This window comes from Chlamydia felis Fe/C-56, assembly GCF_000009945.1.
Taxonomy (GTDB): Bacteria; Chlamydiota; Chlamydiia; order Chlamydiales; family Chlamydiaceae; genus Chlamydia; species Chlamydia felis.
The window spans coordinates 612,804-635,997 of sequence record NC_007899.1 but is presented as its reverse complement, the minus strand read 5'-3'; the positions used below and the strand labels follow the sequence as shown (position 1 = coordinate 635,997).

The window sequence follows — 23,194 nt, the reverse complement described above, 5'->3', positions numbered from 1 at the left end:
TAATATTATTTCCCTTTTTTCTTTTTATCTGAACCAACTAAATCTTCTAGGTCCAAATTATTTAAATCTGCATCCGTTTGATCGTTTTGTTTGTCAGCAAGGTATTCTTTTACAGAAAGAGATACTTTTTTGTGATCAGGGTCTAGCTTGATAACTTTTGCAGATACAGAGTCGCCAATTGAGATAATATCTTCGATTTTTGAAAAAGGTTTTTCTGAAAGTTCTGAAACGTGAATCAAACCTTCAATACCGTTTTGTAGTTCTACAAATGCACCAAATGCAGTGATTTTAGTTACCACACCAGAGATGTTGCTCCCTGTGGGGAACATTTTTTCAATTTCATTCCAAGGATTGGAACTTAGTTGTTTGACTCCAAGAGTGATTTTTTTACTTTCTTTATCGACAGATAGAATAACAGCCTCAACGGTGCTGCCTTTTTTGAAGAGCTCCGAAGGGTGAGAAACCTTTTTAATCCAACTCATATCAGAGATGTGAATCAAACCTTCAATACCGGGTTCTAGTTCAACAAAAGCTCCATAATTGGTTAGGTTTTTGATTTCTGCATGTACATGCAAACCAATAGGGTATTTTTCTTCGATATTGTCCCACGGATTGTGTTCTGTTTGCTTTAGACCTAAGGAAATTTTACCTTCGTCTTTCTGAATGGATAAAACAATAGCTTCAACCTCATCGCCTTTGTTTACAACCTCGCTGGGGTCAACAACATTTTTCACCCAAGACATTTCAGAAACGTGGATTAACCCCTCAATGCCTTCTTCGATTTCAATAAAGGCTCCGTAGGGAAGAAGCTTAACAATTTTACCGGAGACACGTTTTCCTGGAGGATATTTCTTCTCAATGTCTTCCCATGGATTGTGCTCTTTTTGTTTAAGCCCTAAAGCAACACGTCCCTTTTCTTTGTCAACGCTTAAAATAATGACTTCTAGTTCTTGGTTAAGCTCTACCATTTCGGATGGGTGACGAATACGTTTCCACGTCATATCTGTAATGTGAAGAAGACCGTCAATACCATCTAGGTCTAAGAATACACCGAAATCGGTGATATTTTTAACAACACCTTTGCGACGTTCACCAATGGTAATTTGTTCGATAAGTTCTGCTTTCTTCGAAATTCGCTCTGCTTCTAGGAGTTCTCTTCTTGAAACAACAACGTTTCTTCTGTCTATGTTGATTTTGAGAATTTTAAACTCACAGACTTTGCCCACATAATCGTCCAAGTTTTTAATTTTCTTGTTATCGATTTGTGATCCGGGTAGAAAAGCCTCCATCCCAATATCAACAATAAGACCACCTTTGACTTTGCGTATAATTTGTCCCTTGACGATAGATCCTTCTTCGCAGTGAGCTAAAATATGTTCCCACTGTCTTTGACGAGTAGCTTTTTCTCTAGATAAAACAACCTTTCCTTCTTCGTCTTCTGCTTGGTCTAAATACACCTCTACTTCAGCTCCGAGAACCAAGCCTTCAGAAGATTCTATGAATTCTGACATTGGAATGACCCCTTCGGATTTCAAGCCAACGTCAACGACTACAAAGTCCTTATTGATATCAACTACAGTACCTTTTAGGATGGCGCCAGGTTGTATCTCACTGGTAGGTTCCTCGTCGCTTGAAGTAATTCCGTGTGTTGAGCAGAGAAGATCTTTGAATTCAACAACGTCTTCCGCGAGGCAATCTATAGTATCAAGAATTTTTTTGGATCCCCAAGTGTATTCGGATTGTTTTGGCATTTAATGTTATTCTCCTAAAAACTACAAAGTCAAAAAAGATAGTGTAAATATAAACCTTAAAAAAGGCAAGATCTCCCTTGCAGCAGTTTTTTATTCTAAATTGTTGCTTAAAAATTTTTTATTTGTTTTAGATTTGACTTCTAAATTATTCAGTAGGGTAAAAATAAATGACTCACACCAAAGTAATTATTATTGGTTCTGGTCCTGCAGGTTATACTGCGGCGATTTATGCTTCAAGAGCACTTTTAAGTCCTATTTTATTTGAGGGTTTTTTTTCTGGTATTTCCGGAGGTCAATTAATGACTACTACTGATGTAGAAAACTTCCCTGGGTTCCCTGAGGGCGTATTAGGTCAAAAGTTAATGGATAATATGAAGGCTCAATCTGCACGTTTTGGAACTCAGATTCTTCCAAAAGATGTCACTTCGGTAGATTTCTCTGCACGTCCTTTTGTGGTAATGTCCAATGAAGAAAAATATACCTGTGATACATGTATTATAGCAACGGGAGCTTCTGCAAAACGTTTAGAAATTCCTGGAGCGGGTGATAACGAATTTTGGCAAAAAGGCGTTACAGCTTGTGCTGTATGTGACGGAGCTTCTCCTATTTTTAAAAACAAAGATTTGTATGTGATCGGAGGGGGAGACTCTGCTTTAGAGGAGGCGATGTTTTTAACTCGATATGGGAAGCGTGTGTATGTTGTTCATAGAAGAGATGCTTTAAGAGCTTCTAAGGTCATGATTAAAAAAGCAGAGGCCAATGAAAAGATCTTTTTTCTTTGGAATAGTGAAGTGATAAAAATTTCTGGAGATTCTGTTGTTCGCTCTGTTGATATTTTAAATAACGTTTCGAACGAAATCTCTACCCATGATGCTGCTGGGGTCTTTTTTGCTATTGGACATAAACCAAATACAGATTTCTTGGCCGGTCAATTAGCTTTAGACGAACATGGATACATTATTACTGAAAAAGGAACGTGCAAAACTTTTATTCCTGGGGTATTTGCTGCTGGGGATGTTCAAGATAAATATTACCGGCAAGCCATCACGGCAGCGGGAAGTGGCTGTATGGCAGCTTTAGAAGCTGAGCGTTTTTTAGACTAGAGCTACAGCCATGGCTGTAGCGTATTCGCGGCTATGGCTGATTGATAGTAAGACTTTGGAAATTCCTAGTTCTTTATATACTCTTGGGGGTAAATGGACTTTGGGTTGTTTGGGTGATGTAAGAATCTCTATATCTTTCCAGCCAATGACTTTTCCGATTCCAGTCCCCAAAGCTTTGGCTACGGCTTCTTTCCCTGCGAATCTTGCAGCAAAGGAGGGGTAGGGGTTTGTTAGCCTTAAACAATACTCCTGTTCTTTTTTAGTGAAAATTTTATTTAACATTCTTTGGTTGTGGGTCTCTATTGCTTTGCGGATTCGAGCAATTTCAATAATATCTGTTCCAATATGAGCCATTTGCATAATGAATATCTGAGGTTAAAGGCTTTCTAAGAGTGTTTTGTGGGATTTAGCGAAGTAAGTCAAAGCTGTTTTAATAAGAGCATAGCCTATAGTGGAGCGAATAAAGAATAGGGTGGCAGAGTTGTCGATATATCTACGTAGTAGTAGTGAGAAGGCTATCATTGTAGCCATAACTAAGAAGCGTTTGGAAAGAAAAGATTTTTTTATGTAATTTTTTTTTGATACAGCTTCTGAGAGTAATTGGCGGGACAATTCGTTTTGAGAAGACACGGATTTTAACAATAAAAAGCGGTACTTCAAAGAAGCTACCACCCATGCTCCCATAGCTAGGGGAGCAAAAACTGTGAAAGAAAAGTCTGGTTGATAAACAACCGCAGAGGCTTTTAAAAGTAGTTTAACTCCTGCAGATAACCAAAGAAGGCCTGGGAGATGAATAAGTAAATGGTTTTTATTATTAGTCATATGTTTTTATCTTGTGCAATTTAGCCATTCTATATGGAATTTAGATTTTTTTCTATTTTGGATTGAATAATGAGAGTCTTCTTATCAGCAATATATTGGAATCATTCAAAATTTTTGTGGGGTTCAGATAAATGGCTTATCCGAGTTCCTTGGTACGGGGTATGTTTTTCCATGGGCATTTTGCTTGCTTCTTTGTTGGGAATTTATCTTGCTCTATCTTCCTATAGTGAAAAAGATAAAACAAGATTTTCTAAGGAGCAGCTTCGTGAGGCTCTAGAGAATTTTGCTTTGTATTCTCTCTTATTTATCATCCCCGGATCACGCATAGCTTATATTTTGTTTTACGGCGGTGATTTTTATTTTAAACATCCTCAAGAAATTCTCAAGATTTGGAATGGTGGATTAGCAAGCCACGGAGGCATGGTGGGCTTGATTTTATGGTCGGTCATTTTTTCTTGGAGATATAGAAAGAAAATTCCGGTGTTAACCTTTTTATTTCTCTGTGATCTTTGTGCTTCCGTGTTCGGATGTGCGGCTTTTATGATTCGTATTGGTAATTTTATGAATCAAGAAATCTTAGGAAAACCCACGAGCTTGCCTTGGGGGATCATTTTTTCGTCTCCAGCTCAAGGAATTTTAGGGGTGCCTGTGCATCCCGTACAACTCTATGAAGGAGTAAGCTATTTATTGCTTTCTGCAGTTTTGTTTTTTTTAAGTTATAAACGTTACTTTCGTTTAGGCTCCGGTTGGTCCACATCCCTAGGGCTAGTAGGTATTTCATTAATTCGTTTTTTTGCTGAATTTTTCAAGAGCCACCAAGGTAAAGTCATAGGTCCAAATTGTTTATTAACAATGGGTCAAATATTGTCATTGCCTTTGTTTGTCTTTGGTTTGTCTTTAGGAATAGCGTGTTTTATTAAAAGTAAAAAGGATGCTTCTTCAACTTCTTCCGTAAAATAGAAAGAGACTCGTACGTATTTAGGAATCTTTTATGGGAGATAAATAGATGCTATGGTATTTTAGCTTTTTAGTTTAATTTTTCAGAGTTTATCAGATGAATAAACGTTCATTGTTGTTTGTTTCTTTAGTTGGCGCAGCTTTTTTGGGATGTCAAATCTTTTTTGGTTATAATGATTTCCGCTCTTGCAAAGCTCTTACGGAGAAACAAAAAACAATAACGGAACAAGTATTACCTGCAACAAAGTCTATGGGGTTAAGTGTTGCCCCCTGGACTACATCTCTTGGTGAAGAGACAAGCAAGAGTCAATATGCAGTGCGCGTTGGAGATAGGCTACTCCTTTTAAACCAAGGGGGATCGGCTAATTCTATTTATTCTTCAGGAACTCGTTGGGATTTTATAGAAGAAACAACGGCTTGCGATAATATTCATGTGGCTTTGTATCGCGAAGCTGGTGAGTCCTTAGCATCATTAAGTACAGGAAAAGTATTTCTTCCTGTAACTAAAGAGGGGCTTCCTGTTTTAGTCGTGGAGTTTCGTAATAATCAAGAGCCTGTAGTTTTCTTGGGGCAGTATAAACAAGATCAGGGGAAGATTTATAATAAGGATAGCGTTGTTTACGGAACATCCTTAGTATTTTGGAGATCAGGTAATGAATACCTTCTTTTAGGTATTTATAATTCACGAGAAGAAAGACTAGAATCTTTAGATCTTCCTATTACAAAAGCTGCTATTTTTAGAGACTCTCAATCAGCTAATGTAGATACAAATTCAGGGCAATGTTTTGTGTTGTCCAATGAATATATGCAGTTAGTGATTTCTCAAGAAAGTGGGTCTATAGAGGGAATCAACCTTCCATTTTCTTCTGAGAATAATAGAAGCATAGTAAATGAAATTGGTTTTGATAGAGATTTGAAATCCCAGGTGCCTAGTGAGGCATCCTTCCCAGGACTTCCTTCTATAGGAGCAAATAATCAAGCTATTCCTGACTCTGTAGGGGGATATTATCCCTTATTGCGTAGGGGGATTCTTTCTGATTCTAAGAAGCAAACACCTATGAGTTATCATGCTTTAAATGTTGTTTCTGGTAGAGATCTTGTAAATCCAGTGGCTTCTGGATACAGAGTTTCTGTTTTCAACAGTAATATGCTAGAGCTAGAAAGCAATGACGGCTCGATTAAGAAAACCTATAAATTACCTGAGCAGCAGCCTTACTCGTTTGAAGTTTCTGTCGGTTTAACGCAAGCTAATGAAGACTTATGGATAACTTCTGGAATTCCAGAAGTAGAGATTATGTCCAATGCATTTACCCCAGCTATTAAGTATCACGTGATTAAAAAGAATAAAGGACAACTGGATAAGGTGAAATTGCCTAAGCCTAAAGATCCTTTGGCATTGCGTAGTGGAGTATATCCTCAGTGGATACTGAATTCTAATGGATACTTTGGCATTATTTTATCTCCACTTACAGATATTCCTGCAGGATACGCGGCTTCCTACGTTCCAGGAAGTTCTGTTCCCACACGTCTATCCTTACTATCTCCTAAGAATCAGGCGTATCCTGCGTCTAAGTATCCTGGATATGAAACGTTACTTCCTTTGCCTAAGCAAGAAGGAACGTATCGTTTTCTTGTTTATGCAGGACCTTTAGCGGAGCCTACTTTACGAGCTTTGGATCAAGCTTATACGAATTCTAAGGGAGAAAGCCCTCAATATCTCGATTGTATCACTTTTAGAGGGATATTTGCTTTCATTACCGAACCTTTTGCAGCTTTGCTTTTCATTATTATGAAGTTTTTCAGAATGATAACAGGCTCGTGGGGGATTTCTATTATCTTGCTTACAGTATTTTTAAAATTATTACTGTATCCATTGAATGCTTGGTCAATACGTTCTATGAGACGTATGCAAAAACTATCGCCCTATATTCAGGAGATTCAACAGAAATATAAGAAAGAGCCTAAACGAGCTCAAATGGAAGTTATGGCTTTATATAAGACGAATAAAGTGAATCCTATTACTGGCTGTTTGCCTTTACTGATTCAGTTGCCATTCCTTATAGCTATGTTTGATTTATTGAAGTCTTCTTTCTTACTGAGAGGGGCATCTTTTATTCCAGGATGGATTGATAATTTAACAGCTCCTGATGTTCTATTCTCGTGGACTACACCAGTGTGGTTTATTGGGAATGAATTCCATCTTCTTCCTATTCTACTAGGGATTGTGATGTTTGCTCAGCAAAAGCTTTCTGCTTTGAAGAGGAAGGCACCTGTTACAGATCAACAAAGACAACAGGAAGCAATGGGGACGATGATGGCTCTATTGTTTACCTTTATGTTTTATAATTTCCCCTCAGGTTTAAATATCTATTGGTTTTCTTCTATGCTTCTGGGATTAATCCAGCAGTGGGCTACTAATAAGATTTTAGATAGTAAACATCTTAAGAATGAAATTTCTATAAGTAAGAAAAAGCAACGGTAACAACTGAAAAAAAAGCTTTTTTATACTAAAAAAGATATAAGAAAACTATTTAGATGAGATAGTTTTATGCGGGCGTGGGAAGACTTTCTTTTGCTGCAAGAAAAAGAAATTGGTACAAGTACTGTAGACAAATGGTTAAGGTCGTTAAAAGTCCTGTGTTTTGACGCGTGTAATTTGTATCTTGAAGCCAAGGATTCTTTTCAAGTGACCTGGTTTGAAGAGCATATACGTCATAAGGTAAAGACTAGTTTAGTGAACAATAATGGGAAATTAATTCGTGTTCACATAACTTCTGTTGATAAAACTACTTCTTTTTATAAAGAAAAGCAGATGCAGCAGGAGAAAACAGCCTACTTCACTATGCAGTATGGCAACGTAAATCCTGAAATGACATTCGCTAATTTCCTTGTAACTCCAGAAAATGATCTGCCATTTCGTATTTTACAGGAGTTTACTAAGCCCGCAGAGGATTCTTCAGGTTTTCCTTTTAATCCTATATATCTTTTTGGACCAGAGGGTTCTGGCAAGACCCATTTAATGCAGGCTGCTGTAAGTGCTCTTCGAGAATCTGGAGGCAAAATTCTTTACGTTGTTTCAGATTTATTTACTGAGCACTTAGTTTCTGCTATACGCTCTGGAGAAGTACAAAGATTTCGTTCTTTTTATCGTAATGTTGATGCCTTATTTATAGAGGATATAGAAGTATTCTCTGGTAAAGGAGCTACTCAGGAAGAGTTTTTCCATACTTTTAATTCCTTGCAAATGGAAGGGAAGTTAATTGTTATTTCCTCGGCATATGCTCCAGCAGACTTGAAGGCAATGGAAGAGCGTTTAATTAGTCGTTTTGAATGGGGGGTAGCTGTTCCTATTCATCCTTTAACCAAAGAAGGATTAAGAAGTTTTCTGAAGCGACAAGCTGAACAGTTATCTATTCGTATTGAAGATACAGCATTAGATTTCTTAATTCGCGCGTTATCTTCGAATGTAAAAACGTTAATTCACGCATTAACATTACTTTCAAAACGTGTTGCTTATAAGAAATTGGCCCAGCAACTATTATACGAGGACGATATTCAATCTCTGCTTCACGATATATTGGAAGCTGCGGAAAGTGTCCGTTTAACTCCTTCAGGAATTGTTCGTGCTGTTGCAAAATACTATGGAGTATCTCCTGAAAGTATTTTGGGGCGTTCTCAATCTAGAGAACATGTATTGCCTAGACAGGTAGCTATGTATTTATGTCGTCAGAAATTGTCTTTATCCTACGTGCGCATAGGAGATGTATTCTCTAGAGACCATTCTACGGTTATTTCATCTATCCGAGCTATTTCCCAAAAGGTGGAGGAAGGAGGACATGACATTGGCATTGCTACGCAAGACTTAATGAAGTATTTAACTTCGGCATATAAAAGTCTTGAGTTCTTTCCAGAAGAAGAAATTCCCTGCTAGAATCAAAATTAATTTAATTGCAGAAGTTGGACGCTATTGCTTTTCTATGCTTAATAATCAAGCATACAACAGATACAACGGCCAAAACTATTTGTACGACTAGCGCAACTATAAGTACGGGAACAGAATGATATCCGCTTTCCAGTATGCAACAAGAGGATAGCGTGGCGAGCAATCCTAAAACCACCCATAGAGCTGAGGGAGCCGAAAGAAATGAGAAGCGAGAGGAACCTCCACTTACTGTATGTGAGGAAAAGGTACACTCTTGAGATTCAGAGTTCGTAGAGGTTTGAATATCGCTTAGAGTAAAAATATTTCTACCAGGCCGATGGGAAAATTCACCATATTCATGTGCTTTCATAACATTCTCGCAAGCAAAAATACTTAGAAAATCTAGCACGTTGCTGTTTTTACATCAAAATAAACAGGTTTAATTCTCTGGTTATCAATTTTTTATAATAGGATGTTTTTGTGGTCGATTGAAAATAATTTTTCGAAACAGAATTTCTTGTGTGTTTTCTGGTTGCGATAAGACTTCTTTCTAAACTCTTTCTTTTTTTTTAGATTTTTCTTATGGAAACACAAAAATCCCTTCCTACTTTATTCCCTTGATTCGGACGACTTATGAGTTTTGATAAGAATTTAGTAAATATAGAAACTATGAAGCAGGCGATTTTAAATCGTCTATATTTTGGTGTGGTACAGTCTCCAGAATCGGCTTCAGCCAGAGATATATTTACAGCAGTTTCAAAGACTGTCATGGAGTGGTTAGCTAAAGGCTGGCTAAAAACTCAAAATAGTTATTACGAACAAGATGTTAAGCGAATCTATTATATTTCAATGGAGTTTCTACTTGGTAGAAGCTTAAAGAGTAATCTTTTGAATTTGGGAATTCTGGATCTTGTTCGAGAGGCATTGGCGGAGCTAAACTATGATTTTGATAGTTTAGTGCAAATGGAAGCAGATGCCGGACTGGGTAACGGAGGCTTAGGAAGACTTGCCGCATGTTACCTAGATTCCATGGCAACTCTAGGAATTCCTGCCTATGGATATGGAATTCGCTATGATTATGGTATTTTTGATCAGAAAATTGTCAATGGATATCAAGTAGAAGCTCCTGATGAGTGGTTGCGCTACGGAAGCCCGTGGGAGATATGTAGGGGGGAATACTTGTATCCTGTTCGTTTTTATGGCAGGGTGATTCATTATACCGATGCTCGCGGGAAGGAAGTAGCCGATCTTGTAGATACTCAAGAAGTCCTGGCTATGGCTTATGATGTGCCTATTCCAGGATATGGAATAGATACAGTAAATACCTTGCGTTTATGGCAGGCGCAATCTCCACAGGGGTTTGAATTCAACTATTTTAATCATGGGGACTACATCCGTGCGATAGAAGATATTGCATTAGTAGAAAATATTTCTAGAGTGTTATATCCCAATGATTCTATTTCTGAGGGACAGGAGCTTAGATTAAAGCAAGAGTACTTTTTAGTTTCTGCAACGATTCAAGATATCCTCCGTAGATATACTAAAACACATATTTCCTTAGACAATCTTCCTGAAAAAGTATCGGTACAGCTGAATGATACTCATCCAGCACTAGGCATAGCGGAAATGATGCATATCCTTATTGATAGAGAAGAGCTGCCTTGGGATACTGCTTGGGATATGACAACAAAAATATTCAATTATACGAATCATACCATATTACCAGAAGCGCTAGAGCGTTGGTCTATAGATCTTTTTTCAAGATTGTTACCAAGGCACTTAGAGATTATCTATGAGATTAATGCTCGATGGCTCGAGAAAGTTTCTCATAGATTTCCTGGGAATGATGATAAACGTCGAGCATTATCTATTATTGAAGAAGGAAGCGATAAACATGTAAACATGGCAAACCTTGCTGTTGTAGGTTCTGCTAAAGTTAATGGTGTATCTGCTTTCCATTCTCATCTGATAAAAACAACATTATTTAAAGATTTCGTAGAGTTCTTCCCTGATAAATTTATTAACGTGACCAATGGGATCACTCCTAGACGATGGTTAGCATTATGTAATCCGCGTTTAAACGCGTTGTTAGATCAGACAATTGGAGATGCACATATTACAGATCTTTCTCAGATTCATAAGGTCATACCTTTTGCTGATGATGCGAGTTTTAGAGAGCAGTGGCATAAAATTAAGCTCAATAATAAGCAGGACTTCGCATTAAGAATCAAAAAAGAAGTTGGAGAGAAAATAGATCCTAACTCGCTCTTTGATTTTCATGTAAAACGTATTCATGAATATAAACGTCAGCTAATGAATATCCTTAGGGTTATCTATCTTTATAACGACCTTAAGGAAAATTCTTCTTCTAGTATTGTTCCTACAACAGTGATTTTTGCAGGGAAGGCTGCTCCGGGATACGCATTCGCAAAGTTAATCATTAAACTTATCAATAGTGTTGCGGATCGTGTAAATAATGACCCTCAAGTTAACGAGGTCTTGAAAGTTCTTTTTCTGCCAAATTATCGCGTGACGATGTCAGAGATGATTATGCCAGCTTCAGATCTTTCTGAGCAAATTTCTACAGCTGGTATGGAAGCTTCCGGAACAGGAAATATGAAATTTGCTTTAAATGGTGCTCTAACGATAGGAACTATGGATGGAGCCAACATAGAAATGTCAGAATATATTGGTAGGGACAATATGTTCATTTTTGGCTTGCTAGAAGAAGAAATCGCAAAAATACGTCGAGAATACTATCCACAGGGAGTGTGTGATAGTCATCCCAAGATAGCCCATGTATTACAATTGCTAGATCAAGGATTTTTTAATACTTCAGATAAAGACCTCTTCAAACCCATAGTGCATAGATTGCTTTATGAAGGGGACCCCTTCTTTGTTTTGGCAGATTTAGAATCTTATATTCAAGCTCATGAATCTGCCGCAATGTTATTCACTCAAACTGACGAGTGGGTGAAAAAATCCATTTATAATGTGGGTGGTATGGGCTTTTTCTCTAGCGATAGAGCTATTACAGATTATGCTAAAGATATATGGAACGTCCCTACAAATGACAAATTTTAAGAAAAAGGCGCTTCTTTTTGCGAGAGCTTTCCTTGTTAGAAACGCTTTTTCTCATTGTGCATAGTTGCAGAGGTGTTTTTTAATTTAATAAAAGAACGGAAGGTGCTTCTAAGATTTTCTGCAACCGTTTCATAAACATTGCTGCAGGATATCCATCAACTACACGGTGATCTATGGATAATGTCAGCATGCATGTAGAGCCGATGACAATTTCTCCATTAATAACTGTAGGCTCTTCTTGTACACTACCTACAGCAAGAATAGCTGCCTGAGGAGGATTAATAATTGCTGTGAATTCTGTAATTCCTGTCATGCCTAGATTAGAAACACAGAAAGATCCTCCCGTGTACTCTTCTTTTTTTAAAGATTGAGACTTAGCTTTGGATGCTAAGCTTTTTATTTCTGCGGAAATCATTCCAATGTTCTTACGGTCAGCACATCGTACAATTGGAGTAATTACACCGTCGGGAATAGCTACAGCAATAGAAATATCTATAGTTTCAAAACGTACAATTTTATTGTCGACGCTATTAAATCCAGAATTGACTTCTGGAAATTCTTTTAAAGCTAGGGCACATGCACGAACAATACAATCATTAATAGAAAGCTTTATTCCTTGGATTTGCAGCTCTTTAAGCAAAGCTAATAATGGTGAGGCGTATACTTTTTGTCGTACATAAAAATGGGGAATAAAAGTTTTAGCTGCTTGTAATCTTTGAGAAATGATTTCTCGAACTGGGGAGAGAGATTCTTCATGATATGATCCTGGATGCACCTCAGGAGCTTCTGGATAGCCAAAACCGGCGATACCTTTAGGCGGTGCTTTCGCAAGATCTTTTTCAACTATACGTCCGCCTGGGCCGCTACCTTTGATTCCTGAGATATCAAGATTCTTTTCCTTGGCTAAGCGTTTAGCTAGAGGAGAAATTGGAGATTTTGAAGAATCTTGTTTTAAACATAGGGGTTCGGAAAGAGGGGGTTCGGGTTTAAACCCGTAAACTGCTATAGCTGGTGACTCGCAACGAGGCGCGCTTGATGCAACTTCTTCTACTTGTTGAATATTTTCTGCAGAAGGTTGAGGTTCAGGAGATTTAGGAAGTAGTTCCTCTAAATTAAAAGATTCATCTTTTTCGGAAGATATCACAGCTATAGGTATGCCTATTTGTACTTTTGTTCCTTCTTTAACAAGGCTCTCTCGGAACCAACCATCTTCAGTAGCCGTATGTTCTAACACAGCTTTGTCTGTGGATATTTCTACGAGAACATCACCAAACTCTACCTTATCGCCATTGTTCTTATGCCATTTTACGATTGTTCCTACTTCCATTGTTGGAGAGAGTTTTGGCATTTTTAATAAAGAAATCACAAATTTACCTCATGATTTTTTCGATAGTGTCTAAAATACGATGCACGTTCGGGAGAGTTGCTTGCTCTAGAGTTTTGTTATAGGGCATAGGAGTTTCTCTTTGACACACTCTTAAAGGAGGACTATCTAGGTAATCAAAAACATGTTCTATAATTTCAGTAATGATTTCCGCTGAAATTCCTGCAAAATAGTGACCCTCTTCTACAACTATACAGTTTCCTGTTTTCTTTATTGAAGAAAATATTCCAGAGATATCTAGAGGCTTAATTGTTCGCAGATCAAGAATTTCTATAGAAAGACCATAGCGTTGTTTAGCTATGTTTACAGCTTGTTTTACAATAGAAACCATACGACCATAAGTAATGATCGTTAGGTCTTTACCTTCCTCGATAATACGAGATTTGCCAATAGGAACCAGGTACTCTTCAATGGGGACTTCACCCTTGAGATTGTACTCCAACTCATTTTCTAAGAAGAGTACGGGATTATCATTCCTAATTGCAGATTTTAATAATCCCTTAGCATCGAAAGGATTAGAGGGGGAAACAACAATTAAGCCGGGGATGTTAGCGTAGAGAGCTTCTACACAGTGAGAGTGTTGACAAGATACTTGGGCCGCAGCTCCGTTGGGACCGCGAAATACAATAGGAACAGAAAATTTTCCACCAGTCATGTAATGCATTTTTGCGGCGTGCGAGATAATTTGATCCGCAGCAACTAAAGAGAAGTTCCAGCTCATGAATTCTATAATTGGACGAAGACCTGTTAACGCAGCTCCAATGCCAATTCCTGCAAATGCAGCTTCGCTAATGGGTGTGTCAATAACCCGTGATGACGACCATTTGTCTAAAAGACCTTTTGTTACTTTATAGGCACCGTTGTACTCGGCGACTTCTTCTCCCAGTATGCATACATTAGGATCCCTGGCCATCTCTTCGTCTATGGCTTCTCTAATAGCTTCTCGGATTTCCAATGTAACGTGCTTAGGCATAAACACCTTCTTCTAATGTGGCAATCGTTGGTTCTGGATCTGATTTTGCTTCGGTGAACGCTTTCACGACCTCACTCCTACACTCTTGTCGCATCGCTTGGAAATTCTCTTCTGAAAGCACTCCTAAACGGATTAACCAGTTTTTTACAAAAATAATGGGATCTTTTTTTATAAGGCATTGCATTTCTTCCTTACTTCTATAGAGGTTAGGATCTGAAATAGAATGGCCTCTAAATCGCGAACATAAACATTCAATAATAATTGGTCGGCGAGTCTTTAACATATATTCATAAGCATCCTTAAAGCCTGTGAGACAGTTAAATAGATCAAAACCATTCAAAGTAAAAGAGCGTATTCCGTAAGAAGACCCTTGAGATTCTCCTATAGACAGTTTAGCAATAGCACGCTTAAGAGCTGTTCCCATTCCCCAGCCATTATTCTCTATAATAAGCATAAGCGGAAGGTTATGAAGCGAAGCAAAATTTAACGTTTCGTGAAACACTCCTTGAGCAACGGCTCCATCTCCAATAAAACCTAGAGAAATTTTATCCTCACCACGATATTTTATTGCAAATGCGGCTCCAGCTGCTAGGGGAATTTGTCCTCCTACAATACCAAAACCTCCAGGGAAATTTGGACCACACATATGCATAGATCCACCTCTGCCTAAAGCACAGCCCGTTTCTTTCCCTAATAATTCCGCAGCAAGTGAACGCAAGGGAATGTTTAGTAATATGGCTAGAGCATGACAACGGTATGAAGAAAAAAACCATTGGTCTAATCCTGTGTTGGCCAAAGCTGCGGTGGCAACAGCTTCTTGACCACTATAGGAATGATAAAAACCTCCAGCTAATCCTTCCAGATAAGCTTCCTCACCACGAGTTTCGAACTCACGAATCAATAACATTTGTTTTAAGAGCTCTAAACAGCGAGGGGCGCCGAATACATCAATAATATTTTTTACAGAAGATTCATCTGATTCTTTAGAGGCTATATTGTAATGAAAAGAGTCGGGCATATCTTGATACGTGAGTTGCGTCAAGGATTAAGTTCCTCCCCATTATAAAATCATGGATTTGAAAAGACAAGACCAAAAAAGTAATTAAGTTTTTAAAAAAAAAAGAAAAATCTTTAATATCTTCCTACTTGTATATTTCCGAGCAAGAAGCAAAGGACTGTGGACACATGGACGTTTTTAGCAGACTAAATTGTCGGGATAGTTTTTATGTGGAACAGATAGATGGTGTCATGAAAGATCCAAGATCTTTTGATGACAACAATAATAAGAAAGGTAATGAACTTAAAAAAAAGTTATTAACTATAACTAAAAGGGTTGTTGCCTCAGCTCAAGAATTCCAACGAGGGAGAGAAGAGGCGTGTAATTATCTAAAAAAAACGCAGTGGATGCCCTATAAAAATGAGGAGTTAGAAGAAACCAAGGAGCTATTTTCATTACTTACTTCAATAGAAAGAAAATTGGCTCAATTATTTTTTTTTGTCCCTTCTTGTGGATTAGAGGGGGATGATTTTATAACAGCAGTTGTTCAGCTTGAACATAGTTGTGGTTTAGGCGGGGTACTATTTTCTTGTGGTTCTTTTGAAAAACAATGTAGATATATTCGCGATTTCAACAAATCTCAGACAATCCCCCTACTTTTAGGATGCTCTGTAAGCCATAGTTTACAGTTTTATTTATCATATCAAGATTTGTCTTTGATGGATTGCAAGAACTTATATGACTTGGGGATGGGCTTAGGGAAGCTCCTTAAAGATTATGGAGTGGTTATTTCTTTAATTTATAAAGAAATAGTCGATATGGATATGAACAATTATTCTGAATTTGTTAGGGGAGTGAAACATGCAGGTAGTATACAGGGCAAATTGCATCATTGTGATTTTGCTTCTACGACGACCACACCCCTCCCTATAGCTTTACGCTACAGCCTAGCAAATACTATTCGAGGTCTAGCAATTGACGTAGACTTTTCTAGTATAAAGTTTATAGGATGTTCAATACTTGCGAATGTTGAGAATACAATTAAAGCATTAAACTACGGAGTTGATTGCTTTACTTTTTCTAATCTTAAAGAACTTAAAGAAGGAATAAAAACTCTAGCTCAATTAATTTCAGCAGGGAAAATAAGCCCTGCAATCGTTAACAAAAGCGTAATCAAGGTTTTAACCTTGAAAAGGCGTTTTAAATCCGTGTACGTGTAATTTGATTAAGGGGTTATTTGAGCTTCTTCGGATTGTGCAGATAATCCCTTAACTTTTTCTTCTAGCATTCCCAAACGTTCTTCTAATTTAGGTAGGCCGCGGATTTTCGCAACTTGACGATGAATCTCTTGATAAGGACGAGCAGGAGCTCCTCCATAGATTCCTGGAGAACTAATCGATTTTGTAACCCCTGTTTGAGCCATCATGATTACGTGATCTGTTATTGAAATATGACCCGTAATTCCTGTTTGACCTCCAATAATTACGTGGTTTCCGATTTTCGTAGAACCAGCGATTCCTGCTTGAGCAACAATCATGCTGTGTTTTCCAACCTCCACATGATGAGCTATTTGAACTTGGTTGTCGATTTTAGTGCCCTCACGTATAACACTATTCTTGAAGCGGCCCCTATCTATCGTAGTGTTTGCTCCAATCTCGACATCGTCTTCAATGATTACCTGGCCTAGATGTTTGAGATGTTTATGACGCCCAAAAGCATTGGTGATATAACCAAAACCACAAGCGCCGATAATAGCTCCGGGTTGAACGATAACACGCTTACCTATTACCACACGTTCGCGAATTACTACTTTAGGATGAACATAGCAATGTTCCCCAAGAGTTGAAAAAGCGCCTATAACACTTCCTGCTCCAATATGAGAAGAATCTCCAATTTGCGCGTGTTGGCATATTACAGCATAGGGTTCAAGAAAAACATCTTTGCCAATATGTGCTGTGGGATGAATAACTGCTGTAGGATGAATTCCCGGGAATCCTGAATCAATGGGAGGAATAAATAACTCTATACATTTTTGAAAAGCTATTGAAGGGAACTCAGAAACTATAAGAAAGTTCTTATTTAAATGACCGTACTTTTGAGCCTGAGCTTTTGATAGAATAATCGCTCCAGCTTCGGTATTTTTTATAAAACGCGAATACTTTTCGTTATCCAGAAAAGTGACGTGATGAGATTGAGCCTCACTTATTTCTTCAACTCCAGAAATAGGAGTTTCTGTATTTCCTTGAACTTCAACTTTTAATAAGTCTGCTAACTGTTGAAGAGTATAGACCAGTTCTTGAGGCATACAAAACTCCTTGGTTCTTGAGGTATCTTAATTATTTTTGAAAGATTCATCAAGAATTTTGATAATTTCATTAGTTATATCAGCGCTAGAATCAATAGAGAGAACCACTTCATCATTCAAGACTGCTGCTAAACCTGTTTGTTCTCGTACTATATTAGAAGCTTTTTTTACTTCTTTTATGAGCTTTTGAACTCTTTTCATATTGCTTTGATTCAACATCTGATAATATTGAGACTGCAAAGCATTATATTCTGAAGAAAGATTTTCGAATTTCTTTCTTAGTTCATCTGAAGCTGAAGTGGAGAGACTCTCCATGTAATCTTCGTCTTGTAGCTTATTATAAAGTGCTGACAGTTCTTCTTCCATTTTTTCGGAATTTTTTGAGAACTGTTCTTTCATGTTTTCGAGTTCTTCTGTTTCTTTTTTCCCAAAAGCAGATTCTTCTAAGCAGCGTTTTAAGCTAACAACACCTAAACCACCCTTAAGATGGTCGTCATCTGCAAAAGCTTGCTGCGTACCCGCTAAAGTTAAAAAAGCTAGAAAGACAGGGCGTAATGATTTTTTCATATTAACCTTTATAAGATCTAAGAGATGAAGAACTTTAGATTAGCAAAAGCCCTCTCTGAAGACAACCAAAGATTTAGAGCTTCGCTTACTTTCTTTCCCAGTTATACCTAGAAGACACCTCCTAAGGCAAAGAAGAATCGTTGAGAAACATCGATCTTTTCACCGTCAAACATTTCTGTGGGACGGAATGGCCAGCCAAATCCTAACATAACGGGGACGTTGTTCATTACATCAAAACGTAAGCCGAATCCTGCGCTACTGCAAAGATCTTTTAAGCGGATAGTGTATTCTTTAAGTCCAATGAATCCCGCATCTAGGAAGACAAAAGCACTGACACTAGGCTGATTGATTAAAGGGTACTGAAACTCTTCAGTAAGTAGAAGAGAGGATAGACCGCCCTGAGGTTCCGTAGGAGAGAATTTGGGACCAATAATAAATGGCTTATATCCACGAACAGTAGTTTCTCCACCCAAGAAGAAGCGCTCGCTAATGGGAATACCCTCTATAGTTGTATTACCAAATGGTTTAAGGAATTGAGCTTCTCCTTTGATTTTTAAAACGCCTTTTCTTGTTAGTTTTCGATATATCGAGCTGTTTACTGAAAGTTTTGTAAAATGATATGTGCCGCCAAGACCAGAAACTTCGAAGTTTATTCCACTACGTACTCCTGTAGTGGGATTTCTTGGGTTATTTATGGAGTCGAAATTTAAGTTTACTCCAGCAGCTGATACGAAACCTTTATTGGCTGCGATATCTGGTCCCTCTTGATCCTTTTTCTTTTTATGTAAACTGGTTTGAGTGCCACGGTAATAGATTCCGTATTTCAGTTGTTGATTTAAGATATATGTAGTGCTGACATTTCCACCATAAGTCTCAACGGAATAATCTTTAGAAAGTGCTCTATTGATAGATTTATCAAGTTCCACACCTAAAATCCATGGAGTATTTAAAAAGTGAGGTTTGGTCCATTTTAGGGTATAGTCAGTGACCTTATCCCCAAAGTTGGCTTTTAAGAATAGATATTCTCCACCGCCTCTTAAGCATTTAAATCCCTTAGAAAACAAGTGTCTGAAACCTAGAAGATCGAAATTGCTTTCAGAAAGTTCTATTCCCCCGAATAAATTGTCTAAGGAACTAAATCCTAAAAACAATCCCAAGTTTCCTGTTGTGGTTTCCTTAACTTCTACAAAGATATCACGGTATTCTTCAGCATTATCCAAAGGATCTAATTGAGAACGTGCTGTGTAAACACTAACGCTTTGAAAATAACCAGTATTTCTTAAACGTTGTTCTGTATCCTCCAGTTTTAACTTGTTAAAAGTATCCCCTGGGAAGAGACTGCTCTCATGTAAGATAACATCATGCTTTGTATGAGTGTTTCCCGTGATTTTGATTAAACCAACTTTATAAGGGGACCCCTCGCTTACTTGGTAAGTTATATCATAGACAGAACGTGATGCATGAGGGGAGAATGTTATGTCAACGTTGGTGTTGATATAGCCATATTTAGCATATGTATTTTTAATTTTCTGAGCACCGTCCCAGATGTTTTCAGGGCAATATATGTCATTAGGACCTGCCGACAATTGTTTTTCTACAAGTCGTCTAGGCAAAACATCAAATCCTTCAATATGTACGTGGCCTAAGGTATAAAGAGGACCTTTTTCTACATCCATGTAGAGTACAATATTTCCACACTCATCGACTTCTCGTCGTGGGGTAACTGTTGCATCTGCATAACCTAAGTTATGTAGATAGTTGGTGATGGCTAGAGCATCCTGTTCAACAATATCAGGATGATATAAGCCGCTTCCTGTAAACCAACTTGTAGTTTTGGAATGCTGCTTGGTGAGAATGATTTCTTGGACGTCAGCCTTTTCACTTTTGCTGAGGCCATTAATTTTAAATGTTTTAATCCTTCCGCAAGAACCTTCCTGAACCCGAACAGTTATGTCGATATAGCCCTGATGTTCATTATGATCTAGGTCATAACAGAGATTAGATTCAAAATAGCCACGTTTAAGATAGTAAACTCTAAGTTCATCGAAGTTTTTCAAGAACTTTTCTCTGTCGAATACGCTATTTTCGTAGATTTGCAGAGTTTTAAGAATTTTGTGATTAGGAACGGCTTCATTTCCCGTAATGCAAATCTTTCGAATGCAGGGCTTGGCCACAAGAAGTAGGGAAATAGTGGTCTTTCCATTGGAAAAATCAACTTTTGGTTCTACTCTATCGTAATCCTTGGATAGATTGCGTAAGTCTTCATCAAAATCTGCTTGAGAAAACAAAGCTCCACTTTTCGTTTTTAATTTCGGTAGTGGATGTTTGTTTATAGAATTTTCACCCTCTGTTGTAATCGTAATAGATTCAACTATTGTGTATCCTTCTTTAACTGTTTCTGTAGCCTTAGCTGTTAGAGCTATTGGGGCTTGGATTAGAGCCAAAACAGTAAATCGCAGAATAACTTTATTTCGCATTATGAACATTCGAAAGAATTTCCCCTAGGACAGAAAAATTAGTTTTTTGAAGTAAGCACAAAAATAAGGAGTAGGATGTTTTTTAACAAGATCTTACTATCTTGAACATAGACAGAGCTTCTAGAGATTGCTTATATTTTTACAACCCCAAAAAAATTAAAAATAGAAAAAATTTATTTCAAGTTTAATATGGATTTCTTCCAGAAAATGCTCTAGCAAGAGTTCCAGAGTCTATATAATCAAAAGACAATCCTATTGGCAAACCTAAAGCCAAACGTGAAATAGAAGCTAGGGAATAGGCTAACTCTTGTTTTAAAAAAAGAGCAGTGGCATCTCCTTCCAAAGTGGCATCCAGAGCTAGAATTATTTCTTTGGGGTTTAAAAATTCTATGCGTTGTTTTAATAACCGCATTCTTTCTTCTTCAATATGTTTTCCTGTTAAAGGTGATAGCAATGTCCCCAGGACATAGTAATGACCTTTAAAAACTTGAGAACGTTCTAAAGAAAAAATGTCTTTAGGACTGGCTACGATACATAATGTGGAAGTGTCGCGGTTGTTTTGACAAAATTCGCACTGACTTTCTGGAAAATTTTTTAAGCAAAAACAACAGGGACAGTGACTACGTGCTATAGATAATTCAGAAAAGGCTTTACCCAATGCTTCTAATTGATCTTGCTCCCAGTCTAAAAGTTCAAAAGCCAACTTTTCGGCTGTTTTAAATCCTATTCCTGGAAGTTTCCTAAGAAAAGAGATTAATTTGGATAGATAATCTGGATACTTTAACATTTTAGAACTTATCTATATTTTTTTTGTTATGCTGTAGAGTTGCAGAAGGAGCCTAAATACCTAAAATAAAAGTTAGGGTATAAACTCTTTGAATAGTATACTAGCTTTTTTCTTTATTTATGGTTGTGTGTGAAAAAAACAAGAAAAGCATCTATTTGGGCCACGGGTTCTTATTTACCTGAAAAAATCCTGTCTAATTCTGACCTAGAACAGATGGTTGACACTTCTGATGAATGGATAGTAACAAGAACCGGAATTAAAGAAAGGCGTATTGCTGCTGCTGATGAGTATACCTCTATTATGGGAGCGAAAGCAGCTGAAAAGGCCATAGAAAAAGCAGGTCTAACTAAAGACCAAATAGAATGTATTATTTTTTCTACCTCGGCTCCCGATCATATTTTCCCTTCAAGCGCAGCTTTGGCTCAAGCTTATTTGGGAATAAAAGAAATCCCAGCATTTGATTGCATGGCTGCTTGCACGGGTTATTTATATGGTTTGTCAGTGGCTAAGGCTTATGTAGAATCTGGAATGTACAATAATGTATTGCTGATTGCAGCAGATAAGCTTTCTTCTTTTGTAAACTATCAGGATAGAAATACATGTGTTCTTTTTGGTGACGGAGGCGCAGCCTGTGTTGTTGGAGAGAGTCGTCCTGGAGCTTTAGAAATCACTAATGTGAATTTAGGAGCTGATGGCAGTGTATCGGATTTATTGAGTCTTCCTGCCGGAGGCAGTCGTCTTCCTGCTTCTTTAGAGACTCTAGAGGCTGGGAAGCATTTTATTTCTATGGAAGGTAAAGAAGTGTTTAAGCATGCAGTAAGACGCATGGAGTCTGCTGCTAAAGCATGTATTTCTGATGCTGGGATAGCAGAAGAAGATATAGATTGGTTAGTTCCTCACCAGGCTAATGAAAGAATTATTGACGCAATAGCTAAGCGTTTCGAAATCGATGAGGCTAAAGTATTTAAAACTTTATCAAAGTATGGAAATACGGCGGCTTCTTCTGTGTGCATCGCCCTAGATGAATTATTACAATCACATGTAATTAATTCTGGAGAATATTTACTTATAGTTGCGTTTGGAGGTGGATTATCTTGGGGAGCAGTTGTTTTACAACAGGTAGAAGGTTAGTTTAATAATGAAGAAAAAAATAGGGTTCTTATTTCCTGGCCAAGGTAGTCAATATGTTGGTATGGGTAAAGATTTAGTTGAGAGTTATCCTGAGGCTGCAGAGGTGTTTGCTTTGGCGGATGAAACATTAAATTTTTCCCTGTCTTCTATTATGTTTGAAGGACCGGAAGAGAAACTTCTTGAAACAGCATACAGTCAATTAGCTATATATTTACATAGTTTAGCTATAGTGAAGATTCTAGTCTCAAGAACTTCTATAACCCCTGCAGCAGTTTCTGGATTAAGCTTAGGGGAATATACGGCTTTGGTTGCTTCTGGTCGTATTTCTCCGATTGATGGTTTTAATATTATTAGTAAACGCGCTCAGTTTATGAATCAGGCTTGTCAACAAAGTCCCGGAGCGATGGCTGCGATTCTTGGATTAACAGCCGATATTGTTGAACAGAATCTAGAAAGTTTAGGGGAGGGGATTTGGATTGCTAATTACAATGCTCCTAAACAACTTGTTATTGCTGGTTTGAGAGAAAAAATAGAAGAAGCTGTTAAATTATTTACAGATTTAGGAGCGAAAAGAGCGATTTTATTAAAAGTATTTGGAGCCTTTCACACGCCATTAATGCAGGTGGCAGAAAATGAATTGGCTTCTTATTTATATAATTTGGACATGCATGATTCAGAAGTCCCGTTTGTCTCTAATGTCGTGGCAGATTTTTTAATAAATAATGATGAAATTCGTCAGTGTTTAGTGAAGCAGATGACCTCTCCTACCTTATGGTATCAAAGTTGTTCTAAGATGGATTTAGAAGTTGATGAATTTTTAGAAATAGGCCCGGGAAAGGTTCTTGCGGGATTAAATCGTTCCATAGGGTTAACTAAACCTATTAAGAGTTTAGGGACAGTAGAAAGCATCAATAATTTTTTGACGGAGCTATAG

At 37.6% G+C, this 23,194-nt stretch carries 19 protein-coding genes; 8 read left to right on the top strand and 11 right to left on the bottom strand.

What is annotated here, in order from left to right; all coding sequences use genetic code 11:
* Positions 1 to 5 precede the first annotated feature (5 nt).
* Positions 6 to 1,751 (bottom strand): 30S ribosomal protein S1, encoded by a 1,746-nt coding sequence (rpsA, locus tag CF_RS02740; RefSeq protein ID WP_011458092.1) that lies wholly within the window; start codon positions 1,749 to 1,751, stop codon positions 6 to 8.
* Between the two features lie 167 nt (positions 1,752 to 1,918).
* On the opposite strand from rpsA, the gene trxB reads away from it, so the two are divergent.
* A complete protein-coding gene (trxB, locus tag CF_RS02735; RefSeq protein ID WP_011458091.1) occupies positions 1,919 to 2,854 on the top strand; it encodes a thioredoxin-disulfide reductase in 936 nt (311 codons plus the stop codon).
* Here trxB and acpS read toward each other — a convergent pair.
* Together acpS and CF_RS02725 are read right to left on the bottom strand one after the other, a co-directional pair.
* Entirely contained in the window at positions 2,846 to 3,214 is a 369-nt protein-coding gene (gene acpS, locus CF_RS02730; RefSeq protein WP_011458090.1) for a holo-ACP synthase, read from the bottom strand. The genes trxB and acpS overlap by 9 nt on opposite strands.
* A gap of 15 nt (positions 3,215 to 3,229) precedes the next feature.
* Positions 3,230 to 3,676, bottom strand: a complete 447-nt coding sequence (locus CF_RS02725) for a hypothetical protein (protein ID WP_011458089.1) — start codon at positions 3,674 to 3,676, stop codon at positions 3,230 to 3,232.
* A gap of 69 nt (positions 3,677 to 3,745) precedes the next feature.
* On the opposite strand from CF_RS02725, the gene CF_RS02720 reads away from it, so the two are divergent.
* The 3 genes from CF_RS02720 (at position 3,746) to dnaA (ending at position 8,564) form a co-directional block, all read left to right on the top strand.
* A complete protein-coding gene (locus CF_RS02720; protein WP_011458088.1) occupies positions 3,746 to 4,636 on the top strand; it encodes a prolipoprotein diacylglyceryl transferase in 891 nt (296 codons plus the stop codon).
* A gap of 94 nt (positions 4,637 to 4,730) precedes the next feature.
* Positions 4,731 to 7,115 carry a membrane protein insertase YidC gene (yidC, locus tag CF_RS02715; protein ID WP_011458087.1) on the top strand — a complete coding sequence of 795 codons (2,385 nt, stop codon included), beginning with the start codon at positions 4,731 to 4,733 and terminating at the stop codon, positions 7,113 to 7,115.
* Between the two features lie 66 nt (positions 7,116 to 7,181).
* The gene (dnaA, locus tag CF_RS02710; protein WP_011458086.1) at positions 7,182 to 8,564 is read left to right on the top strand and encodes a chromosomal replication initiator protein DnaA; all 1,383 of its coding nucleotides are present in this window, start codon (positions 7,182 to 7,184) and stop codon (positions 8,562 to 8,564) included.
* A gap of 13 nt (positions 8,565 to 8,577) precedes the next feature.
* On the opposite strand, the gene CF_RS02705 is transcribed toward dnaA, so the two are convergent.
* On the bottom strand, positions 8,578 to 8,925 hold the full coding sequence (locus tag CF_RS02705) for a hypothetical protein (protein WP_011458085.1): 348 nt from the start codon (positions 8,923 to 8,925) through the stop codon (positions 8,578 to 8,580).
* 263 nt (positions 8,926 to 9,188) lie between these two features.
* Here CF_RS02705 and CF_RS02700 point away from each other — a divergent pair, with 263 nt between their 5' ends.
* A complete protein-coding gene (locus CF_RS02700; protein ID WP_011458084.1) occupies positions 9,189 to 11,639 on the top strand; it encodes a glycogen/starch/alpha-glucan phosphorylase in 2,451 nt (816 codons plus the stop codon).
* 79 nt (positions 11,640 to 11,718) lie between these two features.
* Here the strand turns inward: CF_RS02700 and CF_RS02695 are convergent, their stop codons facing one another.
* Genes CF_RS02695 through pdhA form a run of 3 tightly spaced genes read right to left on the bottom strand, consistent with a single transcriptional unit; the run spans position 11,719 to position 15,014 of the window.
* On the bottom strand, positions 11,719 to 13,005 hold the full coding sequence (locus CF_RS02695) for a pyruvate dehydrogenase complex dihydrolipoamide acetyltransferase (RefSeq protein ID WP_011458083.1): 1,287 nt from the start codon (positions 13,003 to 13,005) through the stop codon (positions 11,719 to 11,721).
* Positions 13,006 to 13,009: 4 nt separating this feature from the next.
* Positions 13,010 to 13,996: an alpha-ketoacid dehydrogenase subunit beta gene (locus CF_RS02690; RefSeq protein WP_011458082.1), complete on the bottom strand. Its 987-nt coding sequence runs from the start codon at positions 13,994 to 13,996 to the stop codon at positions 13,010 to 13,012.
* Positions 13,989 to 15,014, bottom strand: coding sequence for a pyruvate dehydrogenase (acetyl-transferring) E1 component subunit alpha (pdhA, locus tag CF_RS02685; RefSeq protein ID WP_011458081.1), 1,026 nt, complete (start codon positions 15,012 to 15,014; stop codon positions 13,989 to 13,991). The genes CF_RS02690 and pdhA overlap by 8 nt, the downstream gene beginning before the upstream one ends.
* A 167-nt stretch (positions 15,015 to 15,181) precedes the next feature.
* Here pdhA and CF_RS02680 point away from each other — a divergent pair, with 167 nt between their 5' ends.
* Positions 15,182 to 16,213, top strand: coding sequence for a hypothetical protein (locus tag CF_RS02680; protein ID WP_011458080.1), 1,032 nt, complete (start codon positions 15,182 to 15,184; stop codon positions 16,211 to 16,213).
* 5 nt (positions 16,214 to 16,218) lie between these two features.
* Here CF_RS02680 and lpxD read toward each other — a convergent pair whose 3' ends face one another.
* The 4 genes from lpxD to recR form a co-directional block, all read right to left on the bottom strand.
* Complete coding sequence (gene lpxD / locus CF_RS02675) at positions 16,219 to 17,298, bottom strand: UDP-3-O-(3-hydroxymyristoyl)glucosamine N-acyltransferase (protein ID WP_011458079.1); 1,080 nt, start codon at positions 17,296 to 17,298, stop codon at positions 16,219 to 16,221.
* 27 nt (positions 17,299 to 17,325) lie between these two features.
* On the bottom strand, positions 17,326 to 17,865 hold the full coding sequence (locus CF_RS02670; RefSeq protein WP_011458078.1) for an OmpH family outer membrane protein: 540 nt from the start codon (positions 17,863 to 17,865) through the stop codon (positions 17,326 to 17,328).
* Between the two features lie 107 nt (positions 17,866 to 17,972).
* Complete coding sequence (gene bamA / locus CF_RS02665) at positions 17,973 to 20,351, bottom strand: outer membrane protein assembly factor BamA (protein WP_011458077.1); 2,379 nt, start codon at positions 20,349 to 20,351, stop codon at positions 17,973 to 17,975.
* Between the two features lie 175 nt (positions 20,352 to 20,526).
* Positions 20,527 to 21,129: a recombination mediator RecR gene (gene recR / locus CF_RS02660; protein ID WP_011458076.1), complete on the bottom strand. Its 603-nt coding sequence runs from the start codon at positions 21,127 to 21,129 to the stop codon at positions 20,527 to 20,529.
* Between the two features lie 129 nt (positions 21,130 to 21,258).
* Here recR and CF_RS02655 point away from each other — a divergent pair, with 129 nt between their 5' ends.
* A complete protein-coding gene (locus tag CF_RS02655) occupies positions 21,259 to 22,260 on the top strand; it encodes a beta-ketoacyl-ACP synthase III (protein ID WP_011458075.1) in 1,002 nt (333 codons plus the stop codon).
* Between the two features lie 7 nt (positions 22,261 to 22,267).
* Positions 22,268 to 23,194, top strand: a complete 927-nt coding sequence (gene fabD, locus CF_RS02650) for an ACP S-malonyltransferase (protein WP_011458074.1) — start codon at positions 22,268 to 22,270, stop codon at positions 23,192 to 23,194.